Source organism: Candidatus Nanohalococcus occultus, assembly GCF_029207735.1.
Lineage (GTDB): Archaea > Nanohalarchaeota > Nanosalinia > Nanosalinales > Nanosalinaceae > Nanohalococcus > Nanohalococcus occultus.
Map to the genome: position 1 here is coordinate 326,571 of NZ_CP104395.1, position 23,459 is coordinate 350,029.

Below are 23,459 nucleotides of genomic sequence, written 5' to 3' on the forward strand. Positions count from 1 at the left end.
CAATTTGTTCTTAATTTTCTGACTTCTGAGACTCAGCGGTAATAGTTAAAGCGTTAGCTTCAAATGAACTTTCAATTTGTTCTTAATTTTCTGACTTCTGAGACGGGAATGTGGGAACTGGAAATCTACATGACCTTCGCCTTTCAATTTGTTCTTAATTTTCTGACTTCTGAGACCCTAATGAACTACTAGGCGGAACATTCGGCATACTTTCTTTCAATTTGTTCTTAATTTTCTGACTTCTGAGACGAATCGGCCTGTTTCCTGTGATACCTGCCAGGCTTAACTTTCAATTTGTTCTTAATTTTCTGACTTCTGAGACTCCACTTAATATTGTCTTCCGAGCCATACTGCATTCTTTCAATTTGTTCTTAATTTTCTGACTTCTGAGACCCGGCATAATAATCGGCCAGAAGAAGCATTACTACCTTTCAATTTGTTCTTAATTTTCTGACTTCTGAGACTATGCTTTATATTCGAGTTCTGAGAATTGAAACTTGCTTTCAATTTGTTCTTAATTTTCTGACTTCTGAGACCTGACGTAACCCTCTACGATCAGAACGATACAAGCCTAGCTTTCAATTTGTTCTTAATTTTCTGACTTCTGAGACCTCTGGTTGGTTACAATTACGTTGCCGTCCTCTCGCTTTCAATTTGTTCTTAATTTTCTGACTTCTGAGACACTCTTGAGATAAAGGATCAAAATGTATTCGGAGACTTTCAATTTGTTCTTAATTTTCTGACTTCTGAGACAGAACGGGTTTCACCGCAGTACAGACGCTCAGCCGCCTTTCAATTTGTTCTTAATTTTCTGACTTCTGAGACTTCAAGACGTCTTGAAGGAACTGTCAAAGATTCAAACGCTTTCAATTTGTTCTTAATTTTCTGACTTCTGAGACTTCATACACTTCCGATGTATTCGTGTCAGTAAATCTCTTTCAATTTGTTCTTAATTTTCTGACTTCTGAGACTCTCTTGAGACATTCCATTCAGATTTAGCAAGATCAGACTTTCAATTTGTTCTTAATTTTCTGACTTCTGAGACACCGTTGAAACTGACGGTGTAGTCCGGATCTACCGTCTTTCAATTTGTTCTTAATTTTCTGACTTCTGAGACGCTTTTGATCTCGCGGTTTTGACTTTTCAATCTGTCCTTTCAATTTGTTCTTAATTTTCTGACTTCTGAGACAGAGTGTTGAACGAACTGATTAAAGATGCGGCTATCTTTCAATTTGTTCTTAATTTTCTGACTTCTGAGACCTCGCCTTTGATTTGATTGGTGAGTCCACTAGTGATGACTTTCAATTTGTTCTTAATTTTCTGACTTCTGAGACCGATAATTATGCCTACTATACATCTCGTACCACAGGCTTTCAATTTGTTCTTAATTTTCTGACTTCTGAGACTTGAGGCCACGGCTTACGACAGCCAAGGGAACCCTTCACTTTCAATTTGTTCTTAATTTTCTGACTTCTGAGACCTGAGAGAATACCAACTACCAGACCTATAAGCAAAGACTTTCAATTTGTTCTTAATTTTCTGACTTCTGAGACCAGTCCGCATCCCCCAGACAAGCCTATTGATGCGACTTTCAATTTGTTCTTAATTTTCTGACTTCTGAGACCCCCGGGTTCTGGGTCGATACGTCCACGATCTCCGGGCTTTCAATTTGTTCTTAATTTTCTGACTTCTGAGACTGCCTATATCGGATTCATTGATGCTTTTGATCGTAGCTTTCAATTTGTTCTTAATTTTCTGACTTCTGAGACGCTACCCCCCATCGTATGTAGTCCATGCTGCTTGGACTTTCAATTTGTTCTTAATTTTCTGACTTCTGAGACATTTCAGTCAGATGAAGAAGGCTGGACAAATCCAGGACTTTCAATTTGTTCTTAATTTTCTGACTTCTGAGACCGGTGGTTGATATAGTGTTATATTGGTTATTAACGTTTTTGAGTTCTTGATTTTGGATTTCTTTTTCGTGGAGAGGGGTTGTACAGTTGACTTTTATAGGTCGGTTAAACTACTGTTGATTGTTCGTCGTCTGTGGTCTTGCCAATTTCTTCGATGTTGTCGACGTTGGTAGGTGTGAGTGGATATATTCGGATATGTTCTTCGCTGGAGATTATTTCTTTCAGCTTGTGTTTGAGTTCGGTGTACTGTGTTTTAGATAGGTCGACTTCGAAGGCGGAGTACTGTTTCCAGGCACCGTAGCTTTTCAGTGCTTTACGGGTTTCTTTGCGGGATTTGTCGTCGCTGATGTCGTAGATTATGATGTATCTCATTTTTGGTCTTGTATCCGGGGTTTTAGCTGGTTTAGAAGCTCTTGGTAGAGTTGTCTTATGTTTTTGGCTTCTTCTGTGGTTGCGATTTCTCCTCTGTAGGATATGTCGTTTCTTAGCTTACGGTATCGGTTTAAAGTGTTTGCGTTTACAAGGTCTATTTCTAGTTTGTCTATGGCGTAGGCGATGATTGCTTCGTGGCTGTAGGGTTTGAATCCTTCGGCGGCCATAAGGCTTTGTACAAGCATCTTACATGATTCGTATACGTTTTCCAGGTAATCGGTTGCGGTCTCGTCTTCTATACCCAGTCTTTCCATGGTCTCAAATTTTGATTCAGAACGTCTTAGGAGGTTGGATGCCTGAGCAGGGTCTTTTCTGTTATCTCTTACCTTGCCGCGTTCAATGTAGTCTTGGAATCTGTCGATTTCGTGAGGTCTATTCATTACGAGGTCACATCCAGGTATCCGGCCAATACCATTCCATTTGCCAGCGTGTTTTTGAACTCTTCATTTTCGTTCCCTAGATCTTCAATCCGTGTGAGCTGGATTTTTCTTCCAAGCTCTTTTTCAAAACTCGTTAGATCCAATCTTTTTTCGCGTCCGCCGATCACCGCTATATCTATATCGCTTTCAGCCCTGTCTCTCCCGTCCAAATAAGATCCGAATAACACCACAGCCTCAGGTTTCAGCTCTTTTTCCAGGAACTCTGAAACTTTTGACTGCTCTAGCTTCTCGAGATTAAGTACTTTCTTCGCCTTCCTAAATCTCTGTTCTGTTGGATAATAGAAAGTCATCTTCGATTCCTTGTTACTTTCCAGAAAACCTTTCTCCTCCAATCCGTTTAAAGCAGACCTGGTGCTGGAATAAGGCACCTCAATCTTCTTCGATAAGCCACGAACATGGATTTCTTCAGGCATTCTCACAAAATAATCCAACACCTCTCTCTCAGTTTTGGTTAGATCTTTGATCATATGATCAAAATTCTAATCACATGGTTAAATAATTGTCCATTTTCTGACTTCTGAGACCCGCATTTGCTCGATTGTATGTTGGCATTGCTTAAGTTTCAATTTGTATTCAATTTTCTGACTTCTGAGACTAAACTACATTCAGAAGATTACAGCGTGGAGAAAATGGCTGTTTCAATTTGTATTCAATTTTCTGACTTCTGAGACTCTATCTGTTCAGCTATTTCCCCTCCGATTTCTTCCGTTTCAATTTGTATTCAATTTTCTGACTTCTGAGACAACTTTCAGCAACCGGATTTCTATGTTCGTCCTTCCAGTTTCAATTTGTATTCAATTTTCTGACTTCTGAGACGCTGAGATGGCAGAGCATCTCGAAACGCTTCCTTTTGGTTTCAATTTGTATTCAATTTTCTGACTTCTGAGACACTGTGCCTGTGGCCGGATCGTAACTTGCTTCAGGGCGTTTCAATTTGTATTCAATTTTCTGACTTCTGAGACACTGTGCCTGTGGCCGGATCGTAACTTGCTTCAGGGCGTTTCAATTTGTATTCAATTTTCTGACTTCTGAGACTTTCATGGATTCCATCTCACAGGCGCACTGCGTTCCGGTTTCAATTTGTATTCAATTTTCTGACTTCTGAGACTCCTCAGTCATTGTGATTTATCAGCCTCATTGCTCGGTTTCAATTTGTATTCAATTTTCTGACTTCTGAGACGCAGCTCGGAGTATCTCCCTGTTCAATCACGTTTTTTGTTTCAATTTGTATTCAATTTTCTGACTTCTGAGACGAACTACGAGGAAGCGAAACAGAATTTGAAGGAGAGTTTCAATTTGTATTCAATTTTCTGACTTCTGAGACACACCGGAGACCATATCATCATCCGGCATTAGCTGCGTTTCAATTTGTATTCAATTTTCTGACTTCTGAGACCTCATAGCCTTTTTTTAAGTCTGATTTTTTAACCTCGTTTCAATTTGTATTCAATTTTCTGACTTCTGAGACTTGAGATGGAAAACCCGGAAACAGGGGAAAATGTGTCTGCGTTTCAATTTGTATTCAATTTTCTGACTTCTGAGACCAAGCGGATCTTTAGTTGCAGGTTTTCCACTGATTAGTTTCAATTTGTATTCAATTTTCTGACTTCTGAGACGTTGCCTATTATTTCCATGTGAGTGTATTCGCCGGGTTTCAATTTGTATTCAATTTTCTGACTTCTGAGACCTTCAGCTGCTCTGAGAAGCCAACCCATTAGGCATCGTTTCAATTTGTATTCAATTTTCTGACTTCTGAGACCTCCTGATGCCGTGAATGTTGTAGTAGTGCCTTTCTGTTTCAATTTGTATTCAATTTTCTGACTTCTGAGACACTTTTGTAGAAGAAGTCTGTCTAGTGGCTATAATGTTTCAATTTGTATTCAATTTTCTGACTTCTGAGACATTCAGGTGCTACTGGAACGAACGTGTTTGCACCTTGTTTCAATTTGTATTCAATTTTCTGACTTCTGAGACAAAACGAGTCCCTTTTTTCAGGGACTTTTCTTTTACGTTTCAATTTGTATTCAATTTTCTGACTTCTGAGACCTACTGCTTCAGTCCCTTCCTCAACAGTATCTTTGTTTCAATTTGTATTCAATTTTCTGACTTCTGAGACGACTAGGTGTGGTAATGTCAACACTCATGAGCTTTTGTTTCAATTTGTATTCAATTTTCTGACTTCTGAGACCTGGGGTCATGGGAGACGGAGCAGATATTCTGATTATGGTTTCAATTTGTATTCAATTTTCTGACTTCTGAGACTTCGTAGAGGAGAATCCACGTAAACAGGCGAGCGGCGAGTGTTTCAATTTGTATTCAATTTTCTGACTTCTGAGACCCTTCAGTCTCACTATTTATCGAAGGCTTAAACTTGGTTTCAATTTGTATTCAATTTTCTGACTTCTGAGACATTACTAGGAACGAGTTCCGTACTCAGCTAGGTTACGTTTCAATTTGTATTCAATTTTCTGACTTCTGAGACTTTCGAGTTAGCGCACTAGGCGCCTTGCTCAAGGTCGTTGTTTCAATTTGTATTCAATTTTCTGACTTCTGAGACGTCAGGGCTTTCTACTATTACGTTTTGTTCGTTTTCGTTTCAATTTGTATTCAATTTTCTGACTTCTGAGACCCCTGAAGGAAGCCCTGGAAAGTGGACAGGACACAGGTTTCAATTTGTATTCAATTTTCTGACTTCTGAGACCAGTTAGCTCTAGCTGCGTCGTTTTTTTCTCTTTACCGTTTCAATTTGTATTCAATTTTCTGACTTCTGAGACACTATATGATGTTGCTCTAAACAAGCTCGGTCTTTTTGTTTCAATTTGTATTCAATTTTCTGACTTCTGAGACATAGTATTATTTTCTCACCTCTTTCATCGGTTCATTATGTTTCAATTTGTATTCAATTTTCTGACTTCTGAGACTCTCCAGCTTCATCTGGGAGCAATACATCCACCAACGTTTCAATTTGTATTCAATTTTCTGACTTCTGAGACCGGATGATGTTCAAGCGTTTAACACTCGCAGAGTCTTGTTTCAATTTGTATTCAATTTTCTGACTTCTGAGACAGCCTGGCTGAGCATCCAATGTTCTGATTGAGAGATGGTTTCAATTTGTATTCAATTTTCTGACTTCTGAGACAGAATAATCGACTTTCTTCATCGCAGAGTTAGTCAAGTTTCAATTTGTATTCAATTTTCTGACTTCTGAGACGTTGGAACATACAGTCAGCCTCAGATAACTAGCTTTGTTTCAATTTGTATTCAATTTTCTGACTTCTGAGACCTAGGCCGAGAACTTCTAATTCTCTAAAAATCTCTGCTAGTTTCAATTTGTATTCAATTTTCTGACTTCTGAGACCTTTCGTCTCAAATTCTCCGAGTTTTGTCATAGTCCAGTTTCAATTTGTATTCAATTTTCTGACTTCTGAGACAAGAGGAGAAGCTATTAGCTCCCAGACCATTATCTCGGTTTCAATTTGTATTCAATTTTCTGACTTCTGAGACTAGTTCTGACCGCACCATGAACACTTTCTCATGATTGGTTTCAATTTGTATTCAATTTTCTGACTTCTGAGACGCTACCCCCCATCGTATGTAGTCCATGCTGCTTGGAGTTTCAATTTGTATTCAATTTTCTGACTTCTGAGACATCACATCGTTGGTCTGAGTACGGTATTCCTCCAATGAGTTTCAATTTGTATTCAATTTTCTGACTTCTGAGACCCGATGTTCATCGGTTCTTCCCTCCGGCTAGAGCCATCAGTTTCAATTTGTATTCAATTTTCTGACTTCTGAGACACGGTACAACTTTTTGTTCACCGACCGCTATTCTATGTTTCAATTTGTATTCAATTTTCTGACTTCTGAGACTGGTGGTAAATCATGTTCTATATGCGCTCTTATTTGTTCTGGTTGCTTGATTTTTGAGAGGTGTTTCGTGGATGAGGGCTGTACGGTTTACTTATATACGTCCTTGAATTCAGCGGTTGAAAACCAGGGGGTGGTATTTCTGGTTTTCGCCTGTAATCACTTTCCTCAAGAGTATGGACTGTAATCGGATTGCTTTTCTGCGTGTTACTTGGTACTCGAATTTTGGGTGTCGGAACTTTTCGTTCATGTAGTCTTCCCATTTTTCGAGGTATGTTGAGAATTTTTCGTCTTTCAGGTGGTTGTCTTTACGGAAGTCTTCGTGGGTGAGTGTCTGCCGGTTGATTAGTCGCATTGTGAATGTGTCGGCGAATAGGGGTCGGAACTCCTCCATCAGATCCAGTGCCAGGCTTGGTCGACCGTGTCTGTCGACATGCATAACTCCGAGGAACGGATCCAAGTTGTACTGTCTCAGTCCGCTCAAGACCTCGTTTTTCAGAAAGGTGTAGGTCAGTGATAGCAGCGAGTTTATGTGATCCTCTGGAGGCCTTCTCGTCCGTTTTTCGAAAGTCCAGCCGTCTCGAAGTGTTTGATCGATTTTTTGGAAGTAGTAGTCCGAGGACTCGCCTTCCCGCGCCCGCAACGTGTCTTTCCCTGGTTTTTCGTTTTTCAGTGTGTCAAGTACTTTTCCGATTTTTTCGGTTTCTTTCACTCCTTTACGCATCAAGATGGTTTTCATGTTCCGAGCTTTCGCACGTGTTATCTCATGGACTATGTCTCGTTCTTTTTCTTCAGAGAGCTGGTACTGTTTACGTCTGACTCGGGCGATCGTATTCTTTTCTGGTAGAAAGCTTCCTTCGTAGTTGCCGTGGATTGTGAAGTAGTTGACGGTGATCTCTTTCCTGTTACAGTTCTTGAAGAAAGGTGTAGTCAAGTTAACTCCGCCAAACACATTGATTGTATCGACCTGCTCGACAGGAAAACTCTGCAAAACCTCTCCTTTTTCTCTGACCTCGATACGGCCTTCATCAAGCCCTATCTGGGTTCCCTGCTTTTTAACATAGATAACTGACTGGTCCATCAGGCCTTCCGAGGCCTTTATTTTCTGCCCGTCTTTCTCACTCATTTTCCGTCCACCAGGTTTCCCTGACCGTCTTCCCCAAGCTTTTCAGTCTCCTCCGGCATACAGTAGCTCCTCGCGCTACAGCCCTTACATTTGTTCCTGTTATCAATTAGCGGTGGAGGATTATCCGGGTCGAGGTTTTGGATTTTCTGTATTATCTGTTTGAGTTTTTCGATATGGCTTTTTGTTATCTGTATTCTGTGGCGTTCGTCGGTTCCGTGAAGGTAGAGTGTGCCTGTTCGTACTCTTTGGCCTGTGTTTTCTTCGAGTAGGAGACAGTATGCGGTTAATTGGATTACATCGTTTTGCCGGTAGTAATCTCCTCTTTTTCTTTCCACAGGGATATTATTCTTTGACTCCATGATGTCGATCTTGCCGTGAATTCCAAGGTCTTCGCTTTCAAGGTATATTTCTTCCGTCCAGCCGCCGCGTTCTCCTTTATGCTCGTGTTTCAGCTTTCCATCTGTGAGAAAATAGTTGTTTCCGGTGGTATCGTAGAATTTCTGATACCAGAGCCTGCGCGGACAGTAGAGGTACTGGTTCAAACTGTTTACATTTATCAGGTCTTTGTCTTCCATAGGTAGTAGTCCTCTAGAACTTGTTATCGTTTATTCTACGCGCCAGATAGAATGCGTTCAGCCCGAAGGCCGTACTCATTTCTGATAAGTCTGTAGGTGTTTCAGTATAGTAAAGCATCAGGTAGTCTGAGGTATCGTAGATGGACTGAATCTTGCTTGGGAAGCCTGCTGTAGACTTGACAGCCATCTTCCTGTCACGTGTATAATTATTCAGTTTTCCGATCGACTCTATTTCAGGATCTGTCTGGAAAGCAATACTGTCCAGGATTTCAGGTCCTTGTATAGGATTTGTATTATTCTTCCGTAGGTGCTGTATAAACTTCCCGCCGTTGAAAGGTCTTACTCTAACCTTTCTTGGCTCTTCTCTTTTTCCATGATATCTACAGTAGCCTTCGACATAATCTTTCAATCCGTCGAACTCCTTCTTATCGTCGTCTGGGATTATGTCGCGAAGCTCTTCTCTCTTCAGGAACTCTATTTTGCCCCATGTTAGTAGGTGTCGAAGGTTGTATGCTTTCATTTCTTTTTCCTTTTCATCGTAGAGTAAGGCCTGAAAGTTTTCTCCTCGGTACGTTTCCAGTGATCTCAAGGTCTCTAGGAGTCGAGGATTTTCGTTAATAAATTCTATTTCATTTCCTAACTCCTTGTCAGATAGTTTGTGTTCATTTGTGGAGAAAAGGTTTTTGATAAGCTGGAAGGATCTTTTCTGGAATTCTGGTGTCTGTGAGTCTGGAAGTTTTTCGCTTACATTTAAGGTGTGGAAAAGCCATTCCTTGACAGAGTATGTTCGAGTAAACGATTCAGGTCTCTCATTTTCATCAAGTTTCTCTTCTACAATAGTTTCCAACTCTTCACGAGTTAAGCTGTCTTTTTTCTCTGTTTCAATAAGTTCTTTTTCTGTAAAGCAAAGTATTTCGTGTTCTGTCTGTTTTTCTGGGTTTCTGAGGCGTCCAATTCTCTGTATGAATGTTGGTGCATCGAACGCTGAGAAGATCAGGTTTTCCACATCGAAGTCAACTCCTACTTCTACTGCTGAGTTACTTACGAGGACATCGAAGTTTTCCAGTTTTTCTCCGATATTTTCTCTGTGGAATCCGTCTATCCGCTCTACCTGTAAATCAAGTTTTTCTTCAAGGTAGCTGTAAACGTCATCTACTTCCTTCAGTCCATCAAGCATCACAACAGTTCTGCCAGAATTACAAATCTCCAGGATTCTTTCCTGTATCTCTTCCTTTTCTTCACTTATTATTTCTTGACTGGTCTTAAACAGTTCTGCGTCTCTCAGTTCTAATTCAGCTTCCGGCATTATCTTGGTCGAGTCTTCAAACTCTAGATTGGACGTATCGGAATCTACGATTTCAACGCTGTCAAAAACATTTCTTAGTGGTTTAGTTGCTTTTTCATCTGGTGTTGCTGATAGAAAAACTCCTTTCTGTATTTTAGAGGCAGGTTCTTTCATCAAGTAGGATACAGCGTACAGCAGATCGTTTCTCTGTTTGACCTCGGCCATGTGAAACTCGTCTACCACCACTATATCGCTACCATTTATCAGAGATTCAAGATTTTGGCCCTGAGGCCCATAAAGATGCTTTAGAATGAGAATAAGGGTGTCGGGATTAGTGAAAAGAATTGAAGGTTCGTTTTCTAAGAAATCCAGTTCTCGTATTATATGCGCTGCTGCTTTTCCGTTGCTGTCTGTTCCTATCTCTTTTTTCTTCTCTGAAACAGATTCGCGGGTTAGCTTATCATATTTGAATTCTTTATCTGAAAAATAGTCATTGTGAAACTTTCTAGCGGCGTCAACCTGGTCCTCTACTAGTGCGTTTGTTGGGTATACTGCTATTGCGGAAAGGTTATCTTCCAGCACCGGTTTCATCCAGGAAAAAGTCTTCCCTGAGCCTGTGGGAGATGTGTTGAATAGTATTTTCTCTCCGTCTTCCCGAATTTTTTCCTGTAGCTCCAGTTGATGGCTGTATGGATTGATTTCAGGGAGATAATTGGCCTGTTTTTGTTCAATATGGAGGCCTGACAAGTCTATCTTTTCTGTTTCAGGAATTCCAAGTCACCTGGCAGAACAGCCTTTTCGTTTTCTCCATAGTTTAGTTCGTAGTAATTTCCTTTGTATCTGGCCTGAAGGATCAAAGGCGCAGGACGTATCTTGCGGGTCAAAAGATCGCCTTTAGGTTCAAGGCCTGTATCATAGGCGCCGATCGGATGACTGCTTGTAAACTCTCCGTTTTTCTTCTCTATCTCTATTTCCTCTATTTCCAGACTACATTTACCCCGTTTCTTACCCAGTCGGAAATATTTTGGAAGTTCGATGTCGTCTTCCGCTATTAGGAAGGTCTCGAATCTGTTTCCGCTTGTGACAACTTTCTCTGTACCTACTTTTGGAAAGTTTTTGTCTGCTACCTCGTTTTCCGGATCCTGAGCGGACAGATTTCTTTCAGCATACTTGTTCCCTGAAACTGTTGTCAAGAGATTTGTGTATTTGGTCTCGTTTACAGGTCTTGCTGGAGCCACATAGATGTCTTTTTGGTCTTCTGTGTCTTCTGTGTATGTGGGTTTTCCTAGTGTGTCTGCGTAACGGGATTTTGAGATTCCGAGCGCATAGTAGAGAGAGGTATTGGAGATGTAACTCCCTGTCTCTACCAGTCTACCTATCTCTCTTGCTGCACCTCTTACTATGCCTTCAGTCCTGATTTCAAGTCTGTAAGCCTTCAACTTTCAACACTTTCCACGAACTCTCGAGATTTTTCCTCCTGGCTTTCCAGATAATCTTCAATGTTTTCCCTGACCTCATCCAGAACATCCTCCAAGCTGTCAACTTCCTCACAGTCAAGCCTATCTTCTTCAACAAGCTGATCGAAGGCCTGCTTCACTGTTTCCTGTACTGTCTCAGAGTCTAGTGTGTCCTGCTCGACAGCTTCTTCTCCAAGTAGTTCGATTGTCTTCTTGGTTACTGCGAGGTTGGAAGGACCTTCTTCATCTCCTGTGTAAATTCCGAGGATGTGGTTTTTGGTTCGTCCCTGTCGTGAACTTGTTGCGCCGTACCGCTTGTTCTTCATCGTGGTTGATAGGAAGAAGGCGACTTCCTCAGGAGTAGCGTCCTTCAAGGTTATGACCGAAGGGAACATTGTTCCAGGTTGGACAAAGTCTGGTTCTCTGATGCCTGTCATGGCTTCTTCTCCAGATGTTTCCTGGCTGTAGTTATCGCCCGGAGCGTTCTGGAACTTCTCCTCGACAACTTTCTTCGCATCTCGGAGACTGTAGGCTGTGTCGTACATGACGCGTGAGGTGATTGAAATGTTTCTGTCGCTGCTGGATGCTGCAGATCCGTACATGACGCATTCAGGGCATTCCTGGCACATCTCGTTGACATCCATTGTGCATTCGACATCTTCCAGCATTTCTCGTTGCATGGACTTTGCGAACCTGCGGTCGCTTCCACTCTGCTTCCTCATGAACATGAGAACAGGATTGTATTCGTCATCCTCGAGTCCTATGGTTCCAAGGTCTGCGTCCTGGCCGTTTGTCGTGAATACTGCGTTGCTTTCCAGTTCTCGCAGCACCAGGATTGAGACATAGTTGTTTTCTGGTTTGTTTGTAAGTTCTTCTACCGTACCGTTGTCAAGTTGTTCTAAGCTCATCTAATTTACACCTTTGAATCTGATAACATCAGTTTCCACTATTTTTCCTCTTCAAAATGCCTGAATAGTAGGCATCCGCAAAGTTGTTGGATTTGCGTTTCATCTTTCCAGGCTTGCCGTCGCATAGACTGTAGAAAATCTCATCCACGAAGAAATCAGCGAATTCATCTATCCGTTCGCCGAAACCTTTCTCCGTGTCCAAGTCGTCTTTCGACTTGCTGAAAGTTTGGTCTGTTCTCTCAAGTCCTTTCCTGAGACGACCGGATACTAGATTCTTGTAGTCCTCTTTCCCGAGATCGTTATCCGTCTTAGTCACAGCTTTCACTGCTTCCCGGAAAGGTCTTTCAACGGCGTATGCCTTGTAGGATTTTGGAATAGCGATTCTGTAACCTAGTTCTGATAAGTGGTCTAATTTATTTTCCGTCATAGTATCACCTAAAATTTTATCGACAACCTCAGCCTCTCTGAGATGGTAACCTGCGTTTTCAGGACCTTGATCTCTTACAATCATCTTCAACAGCTTTGAACCCGGAAGCTCGTTATTCCTACATACGCGTAGATACTTAGCAAACAAACTATCTTTGCGTTCAACAGCGTATCCAAGCCTGATCAGGCTGGCAAACGCTTTCAGTTTTGCTTCCAGCTCCGAACTGTAATCTAAACCTCCGTATTCTTCATCAAGTTTCTGGATGCTGACTGTCTCACCTGTGACGCTGAGAACCTGGCTCTTACCACAGTCAATCTTCACCATTTCATCGAAGTTCGAACCATCTGTGTTCACAGGTTTCTCACTAATAACAGCTCTTGAACCCGAAATCTGTGCGGTAAGAAGGCCTGTAAATATTGAGAGGAAATGAACTGAGGTATCGTTTAATGAGCTTCCACTGTTGCTTCGCTGATATTCAAGGATTTGTACTCCGAAGTTGTTCTTGAATTCTCCCATAGTCGAGTGGAGTACATCCCATCCGTCATCGTCAGCCATGTTTCCAAAGTAGTCATCTGATTCCGTAAATTCGTCATCGATAACTTTCTCAGCTATTCTCTCAAGCTGTAGTTTCCCGTTTCCAAGCTCCTGAACAATGTTTTCGGCCAGACTCCAGCTCTCTGGTGTGTAAAAATAGTCTGGGATCAAGTGGAAGAAGATCCGGTAATCCGATGATGGGCTTCCTTCAATATTTCTCAGACCGAACTCTACCTGACACGGCTTACAGAGGATCTGGCTCTCTGGCTTTGAAGCTCCAAGATTCTTGAAGTTACTGAATCCTGACTGAAGGCCTGTATCGCTTTTGTTTGTCTCCATATCGCCTTTGTTTCCAAAAGTCGATCTATTACAGATGTTGCAGACTTTGCTCCGGCTTTTGCCAGTGTACTCATCGAAAACATCTGGCTGTTCAATTTTATGATCTGTAGAGTTCAGTACGATGAGATCGGAAAGGTAGGCCTTGATTTCTTTCTGGAACTCTCCCATAAGTTCTTCTTCAAGCTCCTGCTCGTCGATTTTATCCAGCAGTCTCTCGGAAAGGTTTTCGGCAAGCTTTACTGGTTCAAAATCTTCGACTTCTTTCCCATCTATCTCTGAGTTAAGGAATTCCTGGGCTATTGGAAGTGAGTAGTTCCACTTTCCTCCAGTAGTAAGCTCACTGTCTTGTTCATCGCTGATGTCCTGAAGTCTGGAAGCCGAGTCCTCTGCGTTAAAGATTTCGCCTAGAACTTCAAGACCGTCATTTAAACCCATTTCTTCGCTAAGTATTTCTTTGTAAAAAGTAGCCACTATACGCCCATAGCCGATAACTTTTCTTCCTTCCTCTATTTCTATACCTGAGATCTCTGAAGCAGTCTGAATGTCATTTATCATCGCATCTGTGGCGCTGTTATCACTTTCTGCGGCTCCGATACCTTTTACAACGAATCCCTTTGCTATGGTTTCAAGACCTGCGTAAAAGTAGTATTCTGGGCTTGCGTTGTATGATCCGAGCCGACCGCCTGTAATAGAATCGGAGAGTTTTACCGGGTTGGAGAAGTTATCATGTGCTTCCTTGATATCATCCATGAAATGTCCGAGAATTTCTTTGAAGACTTCTTCATCAAGTTCAATTTCTTCTTTCTCTTTCTCGGTTATGTATAGGCATCCATCACTGTAAATTGTTAGTAAAGGCCTTTCTTTTTCTTTCATGTACTGGGAGATCGACCGATTGATGATGTTGGTTAAGACACCTTTCTCTTCTCTTAACTGGTGGTGTCTGAACTCCAAATCTGTGAATTTTTCCTCCAGAACCTTTTGGCTTCTGCTACTTGCTGCGTCTTCTGGAGTTGGGCTTGAGGCTATGCTGTCAGCTAAACGGACAAAAGGCGACAGATTTCCGAACTCGGGTGAACGAGCAATTTTCGCATTCCACGATTTGTGAGAGGCCTTTACAGCAGAATAATAGGCTTCAGTGTTCAGATCACAGAACTCTTCCAGCCCAGAGTCTTCAACTATCTCAGTTACTAACCTCTTATCTACGTTGAACTCTTCCTCTGCGCCATCTACAGTCCTTAACTTGTGGATATCATGGACAACGAAAAGTGCGATACTTTTACGAAGTTTTGAATCAGAAAAATCTCTGTCAAGTTCTGTAAGCGTTCTCTGAAGCTGTGAAAGAAAAGTAACGCCGTTTCTTATGTGATTAAGCAATGACTGGTCGGTTTTCCCAAAATCTACAGATTTAGATGGTTTATAACCCCATTTCATTTTCCGTAACTTAGGATCTATGATGCTATAGTATTCTTTCAGTATATCAGAAGATTTTTCCTCCTCATATTCAAGAGTTACTTCCATAGCTTGTTCAACAAGATCTTCCATCCCAAATTCTTCTTCGTTGCTCATTTCAGTATCGTACCTCTGTGTAAGTATTACCTAGTCCTCGGGCTGTGTGGCTGCCGAGGCCTGCGTGTTTGGCGTACCGTGTTAGTATTGCGAGTTTTTTCTTGAGTTGGTCGGATGCGTTTTTGAAGCCGTATTCTGTTTTGCCTGTGAATCCGAAGGCTTTGATCTGTTTTTTGGATTCTCCGTCTTGTTTGCGTGTCACGACGGTGTTTGCGGTATCATGGGAGTATGATTTTTCTATAACGTGTTTTTTCAGTTCTTCTGTTTCTAGCTTGAACTCCATGTTTTCAGGTGCGTTCCTGTTCCACGAGTTTTCCAGTGCTTTGAAAACGGCCTCTCGGTGAGGGAACATCTCAGTTACTTCAGAGTCTTTGTACTGTATTGAGGCAGGTGAAAGGAAGTGGAAGTAAAGTCCGTTAGGGGTTTTCTTTTCCATAAGCTCTTTCCAGGTGATTTCTTCCGTGTTCATGCCTGTTATTTCGAAGCTTTCTCCGGCGATATCTAGTTTTTGTCCTTTGAGAATGAGGTCGTTGAACAGTTCCTGGAATCCTTCGGAGTCGATAAGGTTGATGAAGAAACTGTATTCGGTATCGGAGAAAACGCGTTTCCTGTTTCTGTCTTTCCTGTCAAACTCTCCGTTAAGCGGGCTGACGGTCATCTCTGCGTTTTCAGATCTGTGTATCTTTTCACTGAGTTCGGGGTTCGTTTTCCGTATGCTACTGAGTGCGGCAGAGTAGAGGAGGTGGCCGGTTGAGTGAGGTATCAACGTATTATTCTCCGGCCTACATCTGATCTCTATTGAATTAATCACGGTTACAGTAATGAAAATCGGTTTTTATGTAGCCCGTTGGTTGTAAAGTACTACATAGGTGGTATTTTTAGAAAAATTGCTGTTTAATTGGGAAGTAATGTCTAAGAGCTTTATTTTTAACATGGGTTATGATACGTCTCACGTACACTCAGTTCTTTCCAAGGAAAGTCTGGAGCCGGGTTCCTCGGTGATTCTGCTGGTGCCGCCCGGCAAAACAGGGTCTCAAAGCAGCGATAAAAGACAGGAAAATGCTATACATGATATTTCGAATTACCTTTCCAGTCTGGACTTGAATGTAGAGCTGGAGACCATGCGTCTCAAAGGAGTATTTGATCAGGATCTCTTAGCCCTCAACCGTTTTCTATCTGGATTGGAGGGCGAGGTATGTTTAAGTCTCTCTGGAGGTTCTAGAGATATACTTATACCACTGACACTGGCAGCCTCATATAATTCCCAGAATATTGAGAAAACGTACTTCAGAAGTGATCTGAATTCCGGTCTTAATACTTTCGAACTGCCCGATTCTCTTTTTGGCGCTGATTCTGTTGAAAAAGAGCTTCTTGAACTAGCTGCCGGAGAGCCGAAAACCGCCGATCAGTTGTCTCAACGCAAAAATACTTCCAAGTCTACGGTTTATCGTAAACTAAGAGGCCTCAAGGAAAATGGTTTAATCGAGAAAACTGAGGAAGGCTACCAACCGACGCTTCTAGGACAAATACTTATTGAGAAACTGTAAAGAAAGAAGATTTTTGGGCGCACAGTCGCGCCTCTACCGGTACCAGACCGCTCCGTCCTCACGGTCTTCTATCTCGAAACCAAGCTCGCTTAGTCTGTCACGGATGTAATCGGAGGTCTCCCAGTCCTCGTTTTCACGGAACCTCTCACGTAGCTCAACGAGCGTGTCGGCCATCTCGGATTCGGTTTTCGAGACATCTGATTCCATGTTGACGCCAAGCACTCCGAACAGTTCGACCAAAACGTCTGCGTACTCGTCTTTTACCGAGTCTCCGCCGCTTAAAGCAGAGCTAAGCAGGCGTACTTTCTCCATCAAAAACTGTTTGGCTCTTGCTGTGTGAAGATCGTTGTCCATGTAGGATTCGAAACCGTCCCTGATGTCTTCCGGTGACTCGTTGAGGTCCAAATCATTTCCATCGGATTTTCTGATCTTCTGTACTGTGCTTCTTATCGCTGAAAGCTCTTTTTCAGCCTGCTCTAAGCCGTCTTTCGAGAAATCGGTTTCGCTCCTGTAATGGGAGGAAATCACATACATCCGGATGGCATCGCCGCTGTATCCTTCCTCAATCAGATTTCGGACTGTGTAAAAGTTCCCTTTGGATTTAGACATCTTCTCGCCTTCGACCGTTATGAACTCGTTGTGAAGCCAGTAGTTTGCCTGTCCTTTGCCTGTGGCGGCAAAACACTGTGCGCGCTCGTTCGGATGGTGCGGGAAGATATGGTCTTTTCCGCCGGCATGGATGTCGAACTCGTCGCCGAGGTATTTCTGGCTCATAACCGAGCATTCGAGATGCCAGCCTGGGTATCCTTCGCTCCAAGGACTCGACCACTTCATCAAATGACTTTCATCGGCGTTAATCCACAGTGCGAAATCGTACTGGTTTCTCTTCCTGTCATCGTGTTCGACCCGAGCCTGTGCTTCTTCCTTTAGCTGTTCGAGATCTTTGTTTGCCATTTCTCCGTAAGGATAGTCTTCAGCGAACTTTTCAACGTCGAAGTAGACGTTGCCATCGATCTCGTAACCGTACCCGTTTTCAATTATCTTTTTGACGTACTCAATCATCTCATGGATGTGTCCGGTAGCACGCGGAACAATGTCTTGGCGTTCAACGTTGACTGCTTTCGTATCCTCGAAGTAACGTTCGATCTGATCTTCAACTAGTTCCATCGGCTCGATACCAAGCTTGTTCGCCCGTTTCTCGACTTTGTCCTCGCCTTGGTCTCCGTCATCGGTTAAGTGTCCGACGTCGGTGATATTTTGAACGTGCCGTACATTGTGTCCTTTGAATTCTAGGTAACGTCTTAGTGTGTCCCAGAAAATGTAGGCTCGGGCGTTTCCGACGTGTAGGTCATCGTAGATTGTCTGCCCGCAGCTGTAGAACTTGACCTTTCCTTCCTCTAATGGTTTGAACTCTTCCTTTTCTCTAGTCAAACTGTTGAACAGCTTCAGGCTCATGAAACCTTTTTGCGGCCGTAGTCGTTAAAACTCTTCTTTAGATTGAAGGCATCTTCTTCAGCTTCTCAAGGAACTTGCTTTGTTCTTCCCTATTTTCCAGTCGTTCCACTTCGAAACCGACCAGTTCGTCTTTTAGCTCGTCAGGCATCAGCCACTGTACGTCTGCTAAATCGTCCTGTGCTTCAGCATCACTCGTTTTCGCTTCGCAGTGATAGAGGAACTGGATGCTGTTCTTTTCCTTCTCGCCGTGAGTGTAGGTCTGGGCGTCGATCAGCTGGTGTACATTTACCTCCAGGCCGGTTTCTTCCTTGACTTCTCGTAAAAGCGCTTCTTTCAGGTCTTCTCCGTGTTCGACATGTCCGCCCAGGAAATGCCACTGGCCGCCGATCGGATGGTCGGGATCTTCCTCTTTCTTACCTATCAAGGTCTTGTTTTTCCGGGTTATCCATGCTTTGACTACCACGCGGAACTTGTCTCTCATTGTATATCGAGTGCCTCCATTTCCTGTTCGACTCCTATTACTGTATCAAGCTTTTCCAAATCCTTTTTCTCGATCCATTTGAACTCGGTGTGTTCTCGGGAAAGCTCCACTTCTTCGTTGTCGACCGCGAAGAGAAACGGGTTGACCTCTAGTTTTTCGTAAACTCCTTTCTCTCCGGTCCGGATTGGCTCTGAGACTATACCGGTCTCTTCTTTCAGTTCTCTGGCGGCTGCCTCGATCGGTTCTTCGTTTTCCTCGACGTATCCGCCGGGAAACTCCCACTGTCCGGGATGCTCGTCTTTTGTATCGGCTCTTTTCACGACCAGAAACTTCTTCGTAGCTATGTTGAATACGACAGCGGAGGCAGCTCTCTCTTTCATCGAAGACGAATTCGGACCGGAATCTTAAAGCTCTACCTGCGAACCTCTTGGGATAAAAAGCTTCAACGAGCCTCCAAGTTTATGACAGAAGTCGAGAAAAACCAAGAGCGTTTTGATCACAAAACCGATGCGAAAATAGACTACCAGGCGGAAAAAGGGCTTTCAGAGGAGCTAATCAGAAAGATCTCCGAACACAAAGACGAGCCGGAATGGATGCTGAAAAAACGGCTACAGGCTTTCCGACACTACCAGAAACGGCCGATGCCGGACTGGGGACCGGATCTATCCGAACTGGACGTAGAAGACATCGTTCCTTTCATGGTCGCAGAAGGAGGACAGACAGACGACTGGGAGGAAGTCCCGGAGGAGATACGGGATACCTTCGACAAACTAGGAATCCCGGAGGCTGAAAAAGAAGCTCTCTCCGGTGTAGGCGCCCAGTATGAATCACAGGTCGTCTACCAGAACATGAAGGAAGAATGGGAGGAAAAAGGAGTGATCTTCTGTGATATGGACAAAGCTGTCCAGGAACACGAGGACTTGGTCAAAGATTATTTCATGAACAAATGTGTGCCTCCACAGGACAACAAGTTCGCAGCTTTACACGGAGCGCTCTGGAGCGGAGGATCGTTCGTCTACGTACCTGAAGACGTTGAAGTCGAGATCCCTGTCCAGGCTTACTTCCGTATGAACTCGAAAGGCATGGGCCAGTTCGAACACACCTTGATAATCGCAGAAAAAGGAGCTACAATCCATTACATCGAAGGCTGTTCTGCTCCACAGTACACCAGATCTAATCTACACTCTGGATGCGTTGAAGTCTTCGTAAAGGAAGATGCGCACGTCCAGTACTCAACGGTCCAGAACTGGAGTAAAAACACCTACAACCTGAACACTAAGAGAGCGAAAGTTGATTCCAACGGCACAATGGAGTGGGTATCCGGATCCATGGGGTCAAAGATCACGATGCTTTATCCAAGCTCCCATCTAAACGGCGAAGGCGCAAAAGCCAACCACATAACAATCAGCTACGCCGGTGAAGACCAAGACATCGATACGGGCGCAAAGGTCGTTCACAACGCACCGAATACCAGTTCTACCATCGAATCCAAGTCCATCAGCCAGGAGAACGGCAGAACTAATTACAGAGGTCTTGTCAGGATCGCTGAAGGCGCGGAAAACTCGAAGACGTCAATTGAATGCGATGCGTTGATGTTCGATAAAGAGGCAACAAGCGATACGGAACCTTACATTGAAGCGAAGGAAGATGACGTAGAGATCGCCCACGAGGCAACCGTTGGAAAGATCGGCGACGAAGAGATCCATTACCTCCAGTCCCGTGGCATAGAAGAGGAGGAAGCCAAAGAAATGATCGTCCGAGGGTTTATCGAACCGATCGCAAAGGAACTGCCGCTTGAGTACGCAGTCGAACTTAACAGACTGATTCAGCTGGAAATGGAAGGAAGTCTGGGGTAGAAAAAAGAAAAGGTCTTTTTAGAAGACCTGATCTCTCGTCCCGTAGAATTTTTCTCCACGTACTTCTATTCCTTGTGTCTCAAGTTCTTCTATCTGGGTTGATAGCTCGTTGCGATCGTAGACTTCGATTTTCTGATTTTTACTGGCGTAAGCATCTAATCCTTGCCTGATTTCCTCTGCTAGCTCTCTGATAGCTGTTTCCTGACCTTTCCGTGCTAAATTGTGTAGTTTGTCTGTGTTATTTTCCTCAAGGTATTCTAAGATGTCTTCTGTCGAGTCCGAAGTCTCTGGTTGCTCTGGCTGGTTTTCGGGTTTAAGGCTGCTGTCTTCGGATTCTAGTGCTTTTGCTGCCATCTGTACGTCGGACGGGCTTCTGTCCCAGACATCTTCTGCGATCTGTAGAGCAGAGAAAACTTCTCCGGGCGTGTTCTGGAGGTAGCGGACTGGCTCTCGGGCCATATCCTTTGTTTCTTCTATGTCTCGTTCGACCTGGCTGCTGTAACGCTGATCAGAGTCTGTGTTCAGCTGGCTGAACGGGCGTCCGCAGAACTCATAGGTTTCGACGTTCGCAACTGTTGGCTCAAGTTCCTCGGTGTCTTCACTGGTTTTTTCTGCGTTGTTTTCGGTGTCTTCAGGCATTTGAAGTCCCATGGTATGAGTTAGAATCTGCGGTAAAAACTAAAGTAGCTGAAAAACAGGAAAAAGGAATGTAAAATGAATCAGGCGGTGTACAGAGAGCTATAAGTCTCTGTAACCTGCCTCGTCTCCTTTTATCGGCGCACCTGCCACAATGAAACATGTATCTTCTTCAGAATCAATTCTTCTCAGTGCGTAAGGCTTTACACGGACTGCGGTTCCTTCTTCGTACTCTATGTTCTCGTTGTCGACCTTCATGGTGCCTGATCCCTCGATAAACAGGTATATTTCCTCTTGCCGGGTGTGGAAATGTCCTTTTTCCGGGTCATCTCGCGCGCCGTGTTTCTCCCCTGCCGGAAGCTCGAAGCTGGAAAGACCTATTTTCTCGGTTCCAAGCTCTCTGCGGAGGAAAGCGGTTTTCTCTACCTGTTCTGCGGTGAATGCTTCGAGTTTATCCCGGTAGCTTTCGAATACGTCCGTTACTTCTTTTGTTCCTTCTTTTACGTGTCCTCCGTGGAAACAGTGGGTTTCTGTAAACTCCAGGGTTGAAAGATAGAATACGGATTCGTATGCCTGGCTTATTTCAGGTGTGAACTCTTCCCACGGTCCTGCTAGCTTTCCTTCAGCGGATGTAAGTGCGTCTCCAGCTATAAGCAGATCTCCGATTACCAGAGAGATATGTCCGGGTGTGTGGCCGGGAGTGTTGTGTACTTCGATCTTCCCTGTCTTCGAGTTAAGTTTCTCTCCTCCTGTTAGCTCGATGTCTATTTTTACCTCTGGGTAGCGTTGTTCGGCTTTGATCGGGTCTTCTTTGCCGCTGATTGCCGGTACATCGTTTTCGTGGGCGAGGACTGTTGCTCCGGATCTTTCAGCTACCTCGCTTAAGGCTCCACAGTGATCAGGGTCTTGATGGGTTAGAACTATTTTCTCTACGTCGTTGAACTCGAATCCTTCCTTACTCAGCTCTTCTTCCAGTACATCTGTCTGATCGGACATACCGGTATCTACAAGTATCAGACCGTCTTCGGCCTCAATGCCGATAGGATGGATTTTCTTTTCGCCCATGTGCTGCGGGAAGCTGTAAACTCCGTCGGTCAGTTTCATACTTTACCCGAGGTCTTTCTGTACTCAAAAACGTAACTGTTCGTCGAGGAGACGCCCGCAAGCCCGGGGTATAGAACTTAAAAGACCGGATTTCCCGTTTACAAACATGGCAGAAATGATGAAGGCGGCGGCTGTATCTGAACCTGGTAAAATCGAAATAGTTGAAAAACAAGTCCCGGAACCGGCCGAGGATGAAGTATTGATCAAGGTGGAGGCCTCAAGCATCTGCCACAGCGATGTCTTCACAGTCGAAGCCCAACGCCCGGGAATTGAGCTGCCGATCACTCCTGGCCACGAGGTAATCGGAGAGATCGTCCGGCTCGGAGACGAGGTATCGAACTGGAGTGAAGGCGAACGTATCGGAGTAGGATGGCACGGAGGCCACTGCTTTGAATGCGAACAGTGCCGGCAAGGTAATTTTCTACAGTGTGAAAACCAGGAAGTCACAGGTCTCACCAGAGACGGCGGACACGCCGAGTACATGACCGCCCGGAAAGAAGCCCTTGCCGCAGTACCGGATGATTTGGAATCAGTTGATGCCGCACCGATGATGTGTGCGGGAGTTACAACCTTCAACGCTCTTCGTCACACGGATGCGAGACCCGGCGATCTCGTAGCAGTCGTCGGAATCGGAGGACTCGGACATCTCGGAGTACAGTACGCATCAGAAGCAGGATACGAAACCGTAGCAATCAGTCACTCGGCGGACAAAGAAGAGTACGGTTACGAGCTAGGAGCCGATCACTTCATTGACTCAAGTGCCGAAGATCCGGCACAGGCCCTCAAAGAGCTGGGCGGAGCTGACGTAATACTTTGTACTGCTCCGGTCGCTGAATCGATTGAAAACGTTGTCGGCGGATTAGCAACCAACGGAGAGGTCTCGGTTGTCGGGGTTCCGGGAGAAGAGATCTCGGTAAACGTCATGGATTTGATAGGCTCCCGTGGAAAGATCTCCGGTTGGTCTACAGGCCATGCCAGAGACAATCAGGATACACTCGAGTTCGGCTCGCTTAGAGAAATCCGGGCTGAGACCGAGACCTTCGATCTTGACCAGTACGCGAAAGCCTACGATAAGATGATGGATGGAGAGGTAAGATTCAGAGCAGTAATTGAGTTCTGAGTCTTTCTATCCTCTCTTTCCCTTTTTACCTGATTAAATGGTTATAAACGCTAGGATGTTCTATAAGATACATGTCTGTCAGAACGGATTTCGACCAGGAGCTTGATTTAAACGTTGGCGTAGCCGAGTATGTAAGATACTTTAACGCGCTTGAGAGCGAGGAAGATAACTCAGTTGAGCTACACAGGCTTTTAGCTGAGATGCCTTACACCACAGACCAGCTAGCCGAAGACATCCTGGAGATGAATGAACAAGAGTTCATAAAGACTGATGATAAGCACAGTATGCCGAAATACCGGCTATCCGAGGACGCACAGTCCTGGTCTCGTGATGTTCTAGGCATTAACGAAAACTACCGGGACTCTTTCAGATATGCTCTGGCCGATTAGAC

General features: G+C 43.9%; 19 protein-coding genes and 2 CRISPR repeat arrays (1 of these 21 only partly in view). Of the genes, 4 read left to right on the top strand and 15 right to left on the bottom strand.

Annotation, left to right across the window (positions count from 1 at the left end):
• Positions 1 to 1,914: a CRISPR direct-repeat array (repeat unit 36 nt; unit sequence CTTTCAATTTGTTCTTAATTTTCTGACTTCTGAGAC) (it extends 365 nt beyond the left edge of the window).
• Between the two features lie 104 nt (positions 1,915 to 2,018).
• The 10 genes from cas2 to cas6 all read right to left on the bottom strand — a co-directional run bounded on the left by cas2 (position 2,019) and on the right by cas6 (position 15,680).
• Positions 2,019 to 2,285 carry a CRISPR-associated endonuclease Cas2 gene (gene cas2, locus SVXnc_RS01685; protein ID WP_347722233.1) on the bottom strand — a complete coding sequence of 89 codons (267 nt, stop codon included), beginning with the start codon at positions 2,283 to 2,285 and terminating at the stop codon, positions 2,019 to 2,021.
• Entirely contained in the window at positions 2,282 to 2,725 is a 444-nt protein-coding gene (locus SVXnc_RS01690; RefSeq protein ID WP_347722234.1) for a hypothetical protein, read from the bottom strand. Before SVXnc_RS01690 ends, cas2 begins: the two co-directional genes overlap by 4 nt.
• Complete coding sequence (locus tag SVXnc_RS01695; protein ID WP_347722235.1) at positions 2,725 to 3,252, bottom strand: nucleotidyltransferase domain-containing protein; 528 nt, start codon at positions 3,250 to 3,252, stop codon at positions 2,725 to 2,727. The genes SVXnc_RS01690 and SVXnc_RS01695 overlap by 1 nt, the downstream gene beginning before the upstream one ends.
• Before the next feature lie 92 nt (positions 3,253 to 3,344).
• Positions 3,345 to 6,655: direct repeats of the CRISPR family, unit length 36 nt; unit sequence GTTTCAATTTGTATTCAATTTTCTGACTTCTGAGAC.
• Between the two features lie 109 nt (positions 6,656 to 6,764).
• Positions 6,765 to 7,754: a CRISPR-associated endonuclease Cas1 gene (gene cas1 / locus SVXnc_RS01700; RefSeq protein WP_347722412.1), complete on the bottom strand. Its 990-nt coding sequence runs from the start codon at positions 7,752 to 7,754 to the stop codon at positions 6,765 to 6,767.
• Between the two features lie 20 nt (positions 7,755 to 7,774).
• Entirely contained in the window at positions 7,775 to 8,353 is a 579-nt protein-coding gene (cas4, locus tag SVXnc_RS01705; RefSeq protein ID WP_347722236.1) for a CRISPR-associated protein Cas4, read from the bottom strand.
• Positions 8,354 to 8,366: 13 nt separating this feature from the next.
• A complete protein-coding gene (cas3, locus tag SVXnc_RS01710; protein WP_347722237.1) occupies positions 8,367 to 10,385 on the bottom strand; it encodes a type I-D CRISPR-associated helicase Cas3' in 2,019 nt (672 codons plus the stop codon).
• Between the two features lie 2 nt (positions 10,386 to 10,387).
• Complete coding sequence (cas5d, locus tag SVXnc_RS01715) at positions 10,388 to 11,077, bottom strand: type I-D CRISPR-associated protein Cas5/Csc1 (protein WP_347722238.1); 690 nt, start codon at positions 11,075 to 11,077, stop codon at positions 10,388 to 10,390.
• Positions 11,074 to 12,003: a type I-D CRISPR-associated protein Cas7/Csc2 gene (gene cas7d, locus SVXnc_RS01720; RefSeq protein WP_347722239.1), complete on the bottom strand. Its 930-nt coding sequence runs from the start codon at positions 12,001 to 12,003 to the stop codon at positions 11,074 to 11,076. The genes cas5d and cas7d overlap by 4 nt, the downstream gene beginning before the upstream one ends.
• A 28-nt stretch (positions 12,004 to 12,031) precedes the next feature.
• Positions 12,032 to 14,869: a type I-D CRISPR-associated protein Cas10d/Csc3 gene (gene cas10d / locus SVXnc_RS01725; protein WP_347722240.1), complete on the bottom strand. Its 2,838-nt coding sequence runs from the start codon at positions 14,867 to 14,869 to the stop codon at positions 12,032 to 12,034.
• A gap of 1 nt (position 14,870) precedes the next feature.
• Entirely contained in the window at positions 14,871 to 15,680 is an 810-nt protein-coding gene (cas6, locus tag SVXnc_RS01730) for a CRISPR system precrRNA processing endoribonuclease RAMP protein Cas6 (protein WP_347722241.1), read from the bottom strand.
• Between the two features lie 97 nt (positions 15,681 to 15,777).
• Here cas6 and csa3 point away from each other — a divergent pair, with 97 nt between their 5' ends.
• The gene (csa3, locus tag SVXnc_RS01735) at positions 15,778 to 16,416 is read left to right on the top strand and encodes a CRISPR-associated CARF protein Csa3 (RefSeq protein WP_347722242.1); all 639 of its coding nucleotides are present in this window, start codon (positions 15,778 to 15,780) and stop codon (positions 16,414 to 16,416) included.
• Between the two features lie 33 nt (positions 16,417 to 16,449).
• On the opposite strand, the gene cysS is transcribed toward csa3, so the two are convergent.
• The 3 genes from cysS to SVXnc_RS01750 are packed head-to-tail and all read right to left on the bottom strand — an operon-like array spanning position 16,450 to position 18,732.
• Positions 16,450 to 17,871, bottom strand: a complete 1,422-nt coding sequence (cysS, locus tag SVXnc_RS01740; RefSeq protein WP_347722243.1) for a cysteine--tRNA ligase — start codon at positions 17,869 to 17,871, stop codon at positions 16,450 to 16,452.
• A 37-nt stretch (positions 17,872 to 17,908) separates the two neighbouring features.
• The gene (locus tag SVXnc_RS01745) at positions 17,909 to 18,352 is read right to left on the bottom strand and encodes an NUDIX hydrolase (RefSeq protein ID WP_347722244.1); all 444 of its coding nucleotides are present in this window, start codon (positions 18,350 to 18,352) and stop codon (positions 17,909 to 17,911) included.
• Positions 18,349 to 18,732, bottom strand: a complete 384-nt coding sequence (locus SVXnc_RS01750) for an NUDIX hydrolase (protein WP_347722245.1) — start codon at positions 18,730 to 18,732, stop codon at positions 18,349 to 18,351. The genes SVXnc_RS01745 and SVXnc_RS01750 overlap by 4 nt, the downstream gene beginning before the upstream one ends.
• Before the next feature lie 81 nt (positions 18,733 to 18,813).
• On the opposite strand from SVXnc_RS01750, the gene sufB reads away from it, so the two are divergent.
• On the top strand, positions 18,814 to 20,208 hold the full coding sequence (gene sufB, locus SVXnc_RS01755) for a Fe-S cluster assembly protein SufB (protein ID WP_347722246.1): 1,395 nt from the start codon (positions 18,814 to 18,816) through the stop codon (positions 20,206 to 20,208).
• A gap of 18 nt (positions 20,209 to 20,226) precedes the next feature.
• Here the strand turns inward: sufB and SVXnc_RS01760 are convergent, their stop codons facing one another.
• On the bottom strand, positions 20,227 to 20,859 hold the full coding sequence (locus SVXnc_RS01760) for a hypothetical protein (protein WP_347722247.1): 633 nt from the start codon (positions 20,857 to 20,859) through the stop codon (positions 20,227 to 20,229).
• A gap of 87 nt (positions 20,860 to 20,946) precedes the next feature.
• Positions 20,947 to 21,948: an MBL fold metallo-hydrolase gene (locus SVXnc_RS01765; RefSeq protein ID WP_347722248.1), complete on the bottom strand. Its 1,002-nt coding sequence runs from the start codon at positions 21,946 to 21,948 to the stop codon at positions 20,947 to 20,949.
• 118 nt (positions 21,949 to 22,066) lie between these two features.
• Here SVXnc_RS01765 and SVXnc_RS01770 point away from each other — a divergent pair, with 118 nt between their 5' ends.
• Complete coding sequence (locus tag SVXnc_RS01770; RefSeq protein WP_347722413.1) at positions 22,067 to 23,068, top strand: alcohol dehydrogenase; 1,002 nt, start codon at positions 22,067 to 22,069, stop codon at positions 23,066 to 23,068.
• Positions 23,069 to 23,139: 71 nt separating this feature from the next.
• Positions 23,140 to 23,457 (top strand): hypothetical protein, encoded by a 318-nt coding sequence (locus tag SVXnc_RS01775; RefSeq protein WP_347722249.1) that lies wholly within the window; start codon positions 23,140 to 23,142, stop codon positions 23,455 to 23,457.
• The last annotated feature ends 2 nt before the right edge of the window (positions 23,458 to 23,459 follow it).

What these genes read in the sequence shown, in the direction of transcription:
- SVXnc_RS01690 (WP_347722234.1), bottom strand. Translation starts at nt 2,725, where the DNA reads ATGAATAGACCTCACGAAATCGACAGATTCCAAGACTACATTGAACGC.
- SVXnc_RS01745 (WP_347722244.1), bottom strand. Translation starts at nt 18,352, where the DNA reads ATGAGAGACAAGTTCCGCGTGGTAGTCAAAGCATGGATAACCCGGAAA.
- SVXnc_RS01760 (WP_347722247.1), bottom strand. Translation starts at nt 20,859, where the DNA reads ATGGGACTTCAAATGCCTGAAGACACCGAAAACAACGCAGAAAAAACC.
- cas2 (WP_347722233.1), bottom strand. Translation starts at nt 2,285, where the DNA reads ATGAGATACATCATAATCTACGACATCAGCGACGACAAATCCCGCAAA.
- SVXnc_RS01750 (WP_347722245.1), bottom strand. Translation starts at nt 18,732, where the DNA reads ATGAAAGAGAGAGCTGCCTCCGCTGTCGTATTCAACATAGCTACGAAG.
- cysS (WP_347722243.1), bottom strand. Translation starts at nt 17,871, where the DNA reads ATGAGCCTGAAGCTGTTCAACAGTTTGACTAGAGAAAAGGAAGAGTTC.
- cas4 (WP_347722236.1), bottom strand. Translation starts at nt 8,353, where the DNA reads ATGGAAGACAAAGACCTGATAAATGTAAACAGTTTGAACCAGTACCTC.
- SVXnc_RS01765 (WP_347722248.1), bottom strand. Translation starts at nt 21,948, where the DNA reads ATGAAACTGACCGACGGAGTTTACAGCTTCCCGCAGCACATGGGCGAA.
- SVXnc_RS01770 (WP_347722413.1), top strand. Translation starts at nt 22,067, where the DNA reads ATGAAGGCGGCGGCTGTATCTGAACCTGGTAAAATCGAAATAGTTGAA.
- cas10d (WP_347722240.1), bottom strand. Translation starts at nt 14,869, where the DNA reads ATGAGCAACGAAGAAGAATTTGGGATGGAAGATCTTGTTGAACAAGCT.
- SVXnc_RS01695 (WP_347722235.1), bottom strand. Translation starts at nt 3,252, where the DNA reads ATGATCAAAGATCTAACCAAAACTGAGAGAGAGGTGTTGGATTATTTT.
- sufB (WP_347722246.1), top strand. Translation starts at nt 18,814, where the DNA reads ATGACAGAAGTCGAGAAAAACCAAGAGCGTTTTGATCACAAAACCGAT.
- csa3 (WP_347722242.1), top strand. Translation starts at nt 15,778, where the DNA reads ATGTCTAAGAGCTTTATTTTTAACATGGGTTATGATACGTCTCACGTA.
- cas7d (WP_347722239.1), bottom strand. Translation starts at nt 12,003, where the DNA reads ATGAGCTTAGAACAACTTGACAACGGTACGGTAGAAGAACTTACAAAC.
- SVXnc_RS01775 (WP_347722249.1), top strand. Translation starts at nt 23,140, where the DNA reads ATGTCTGTCAGAACGGATTTCGACCAGGAGCTTGATTTAAACGTTGGC.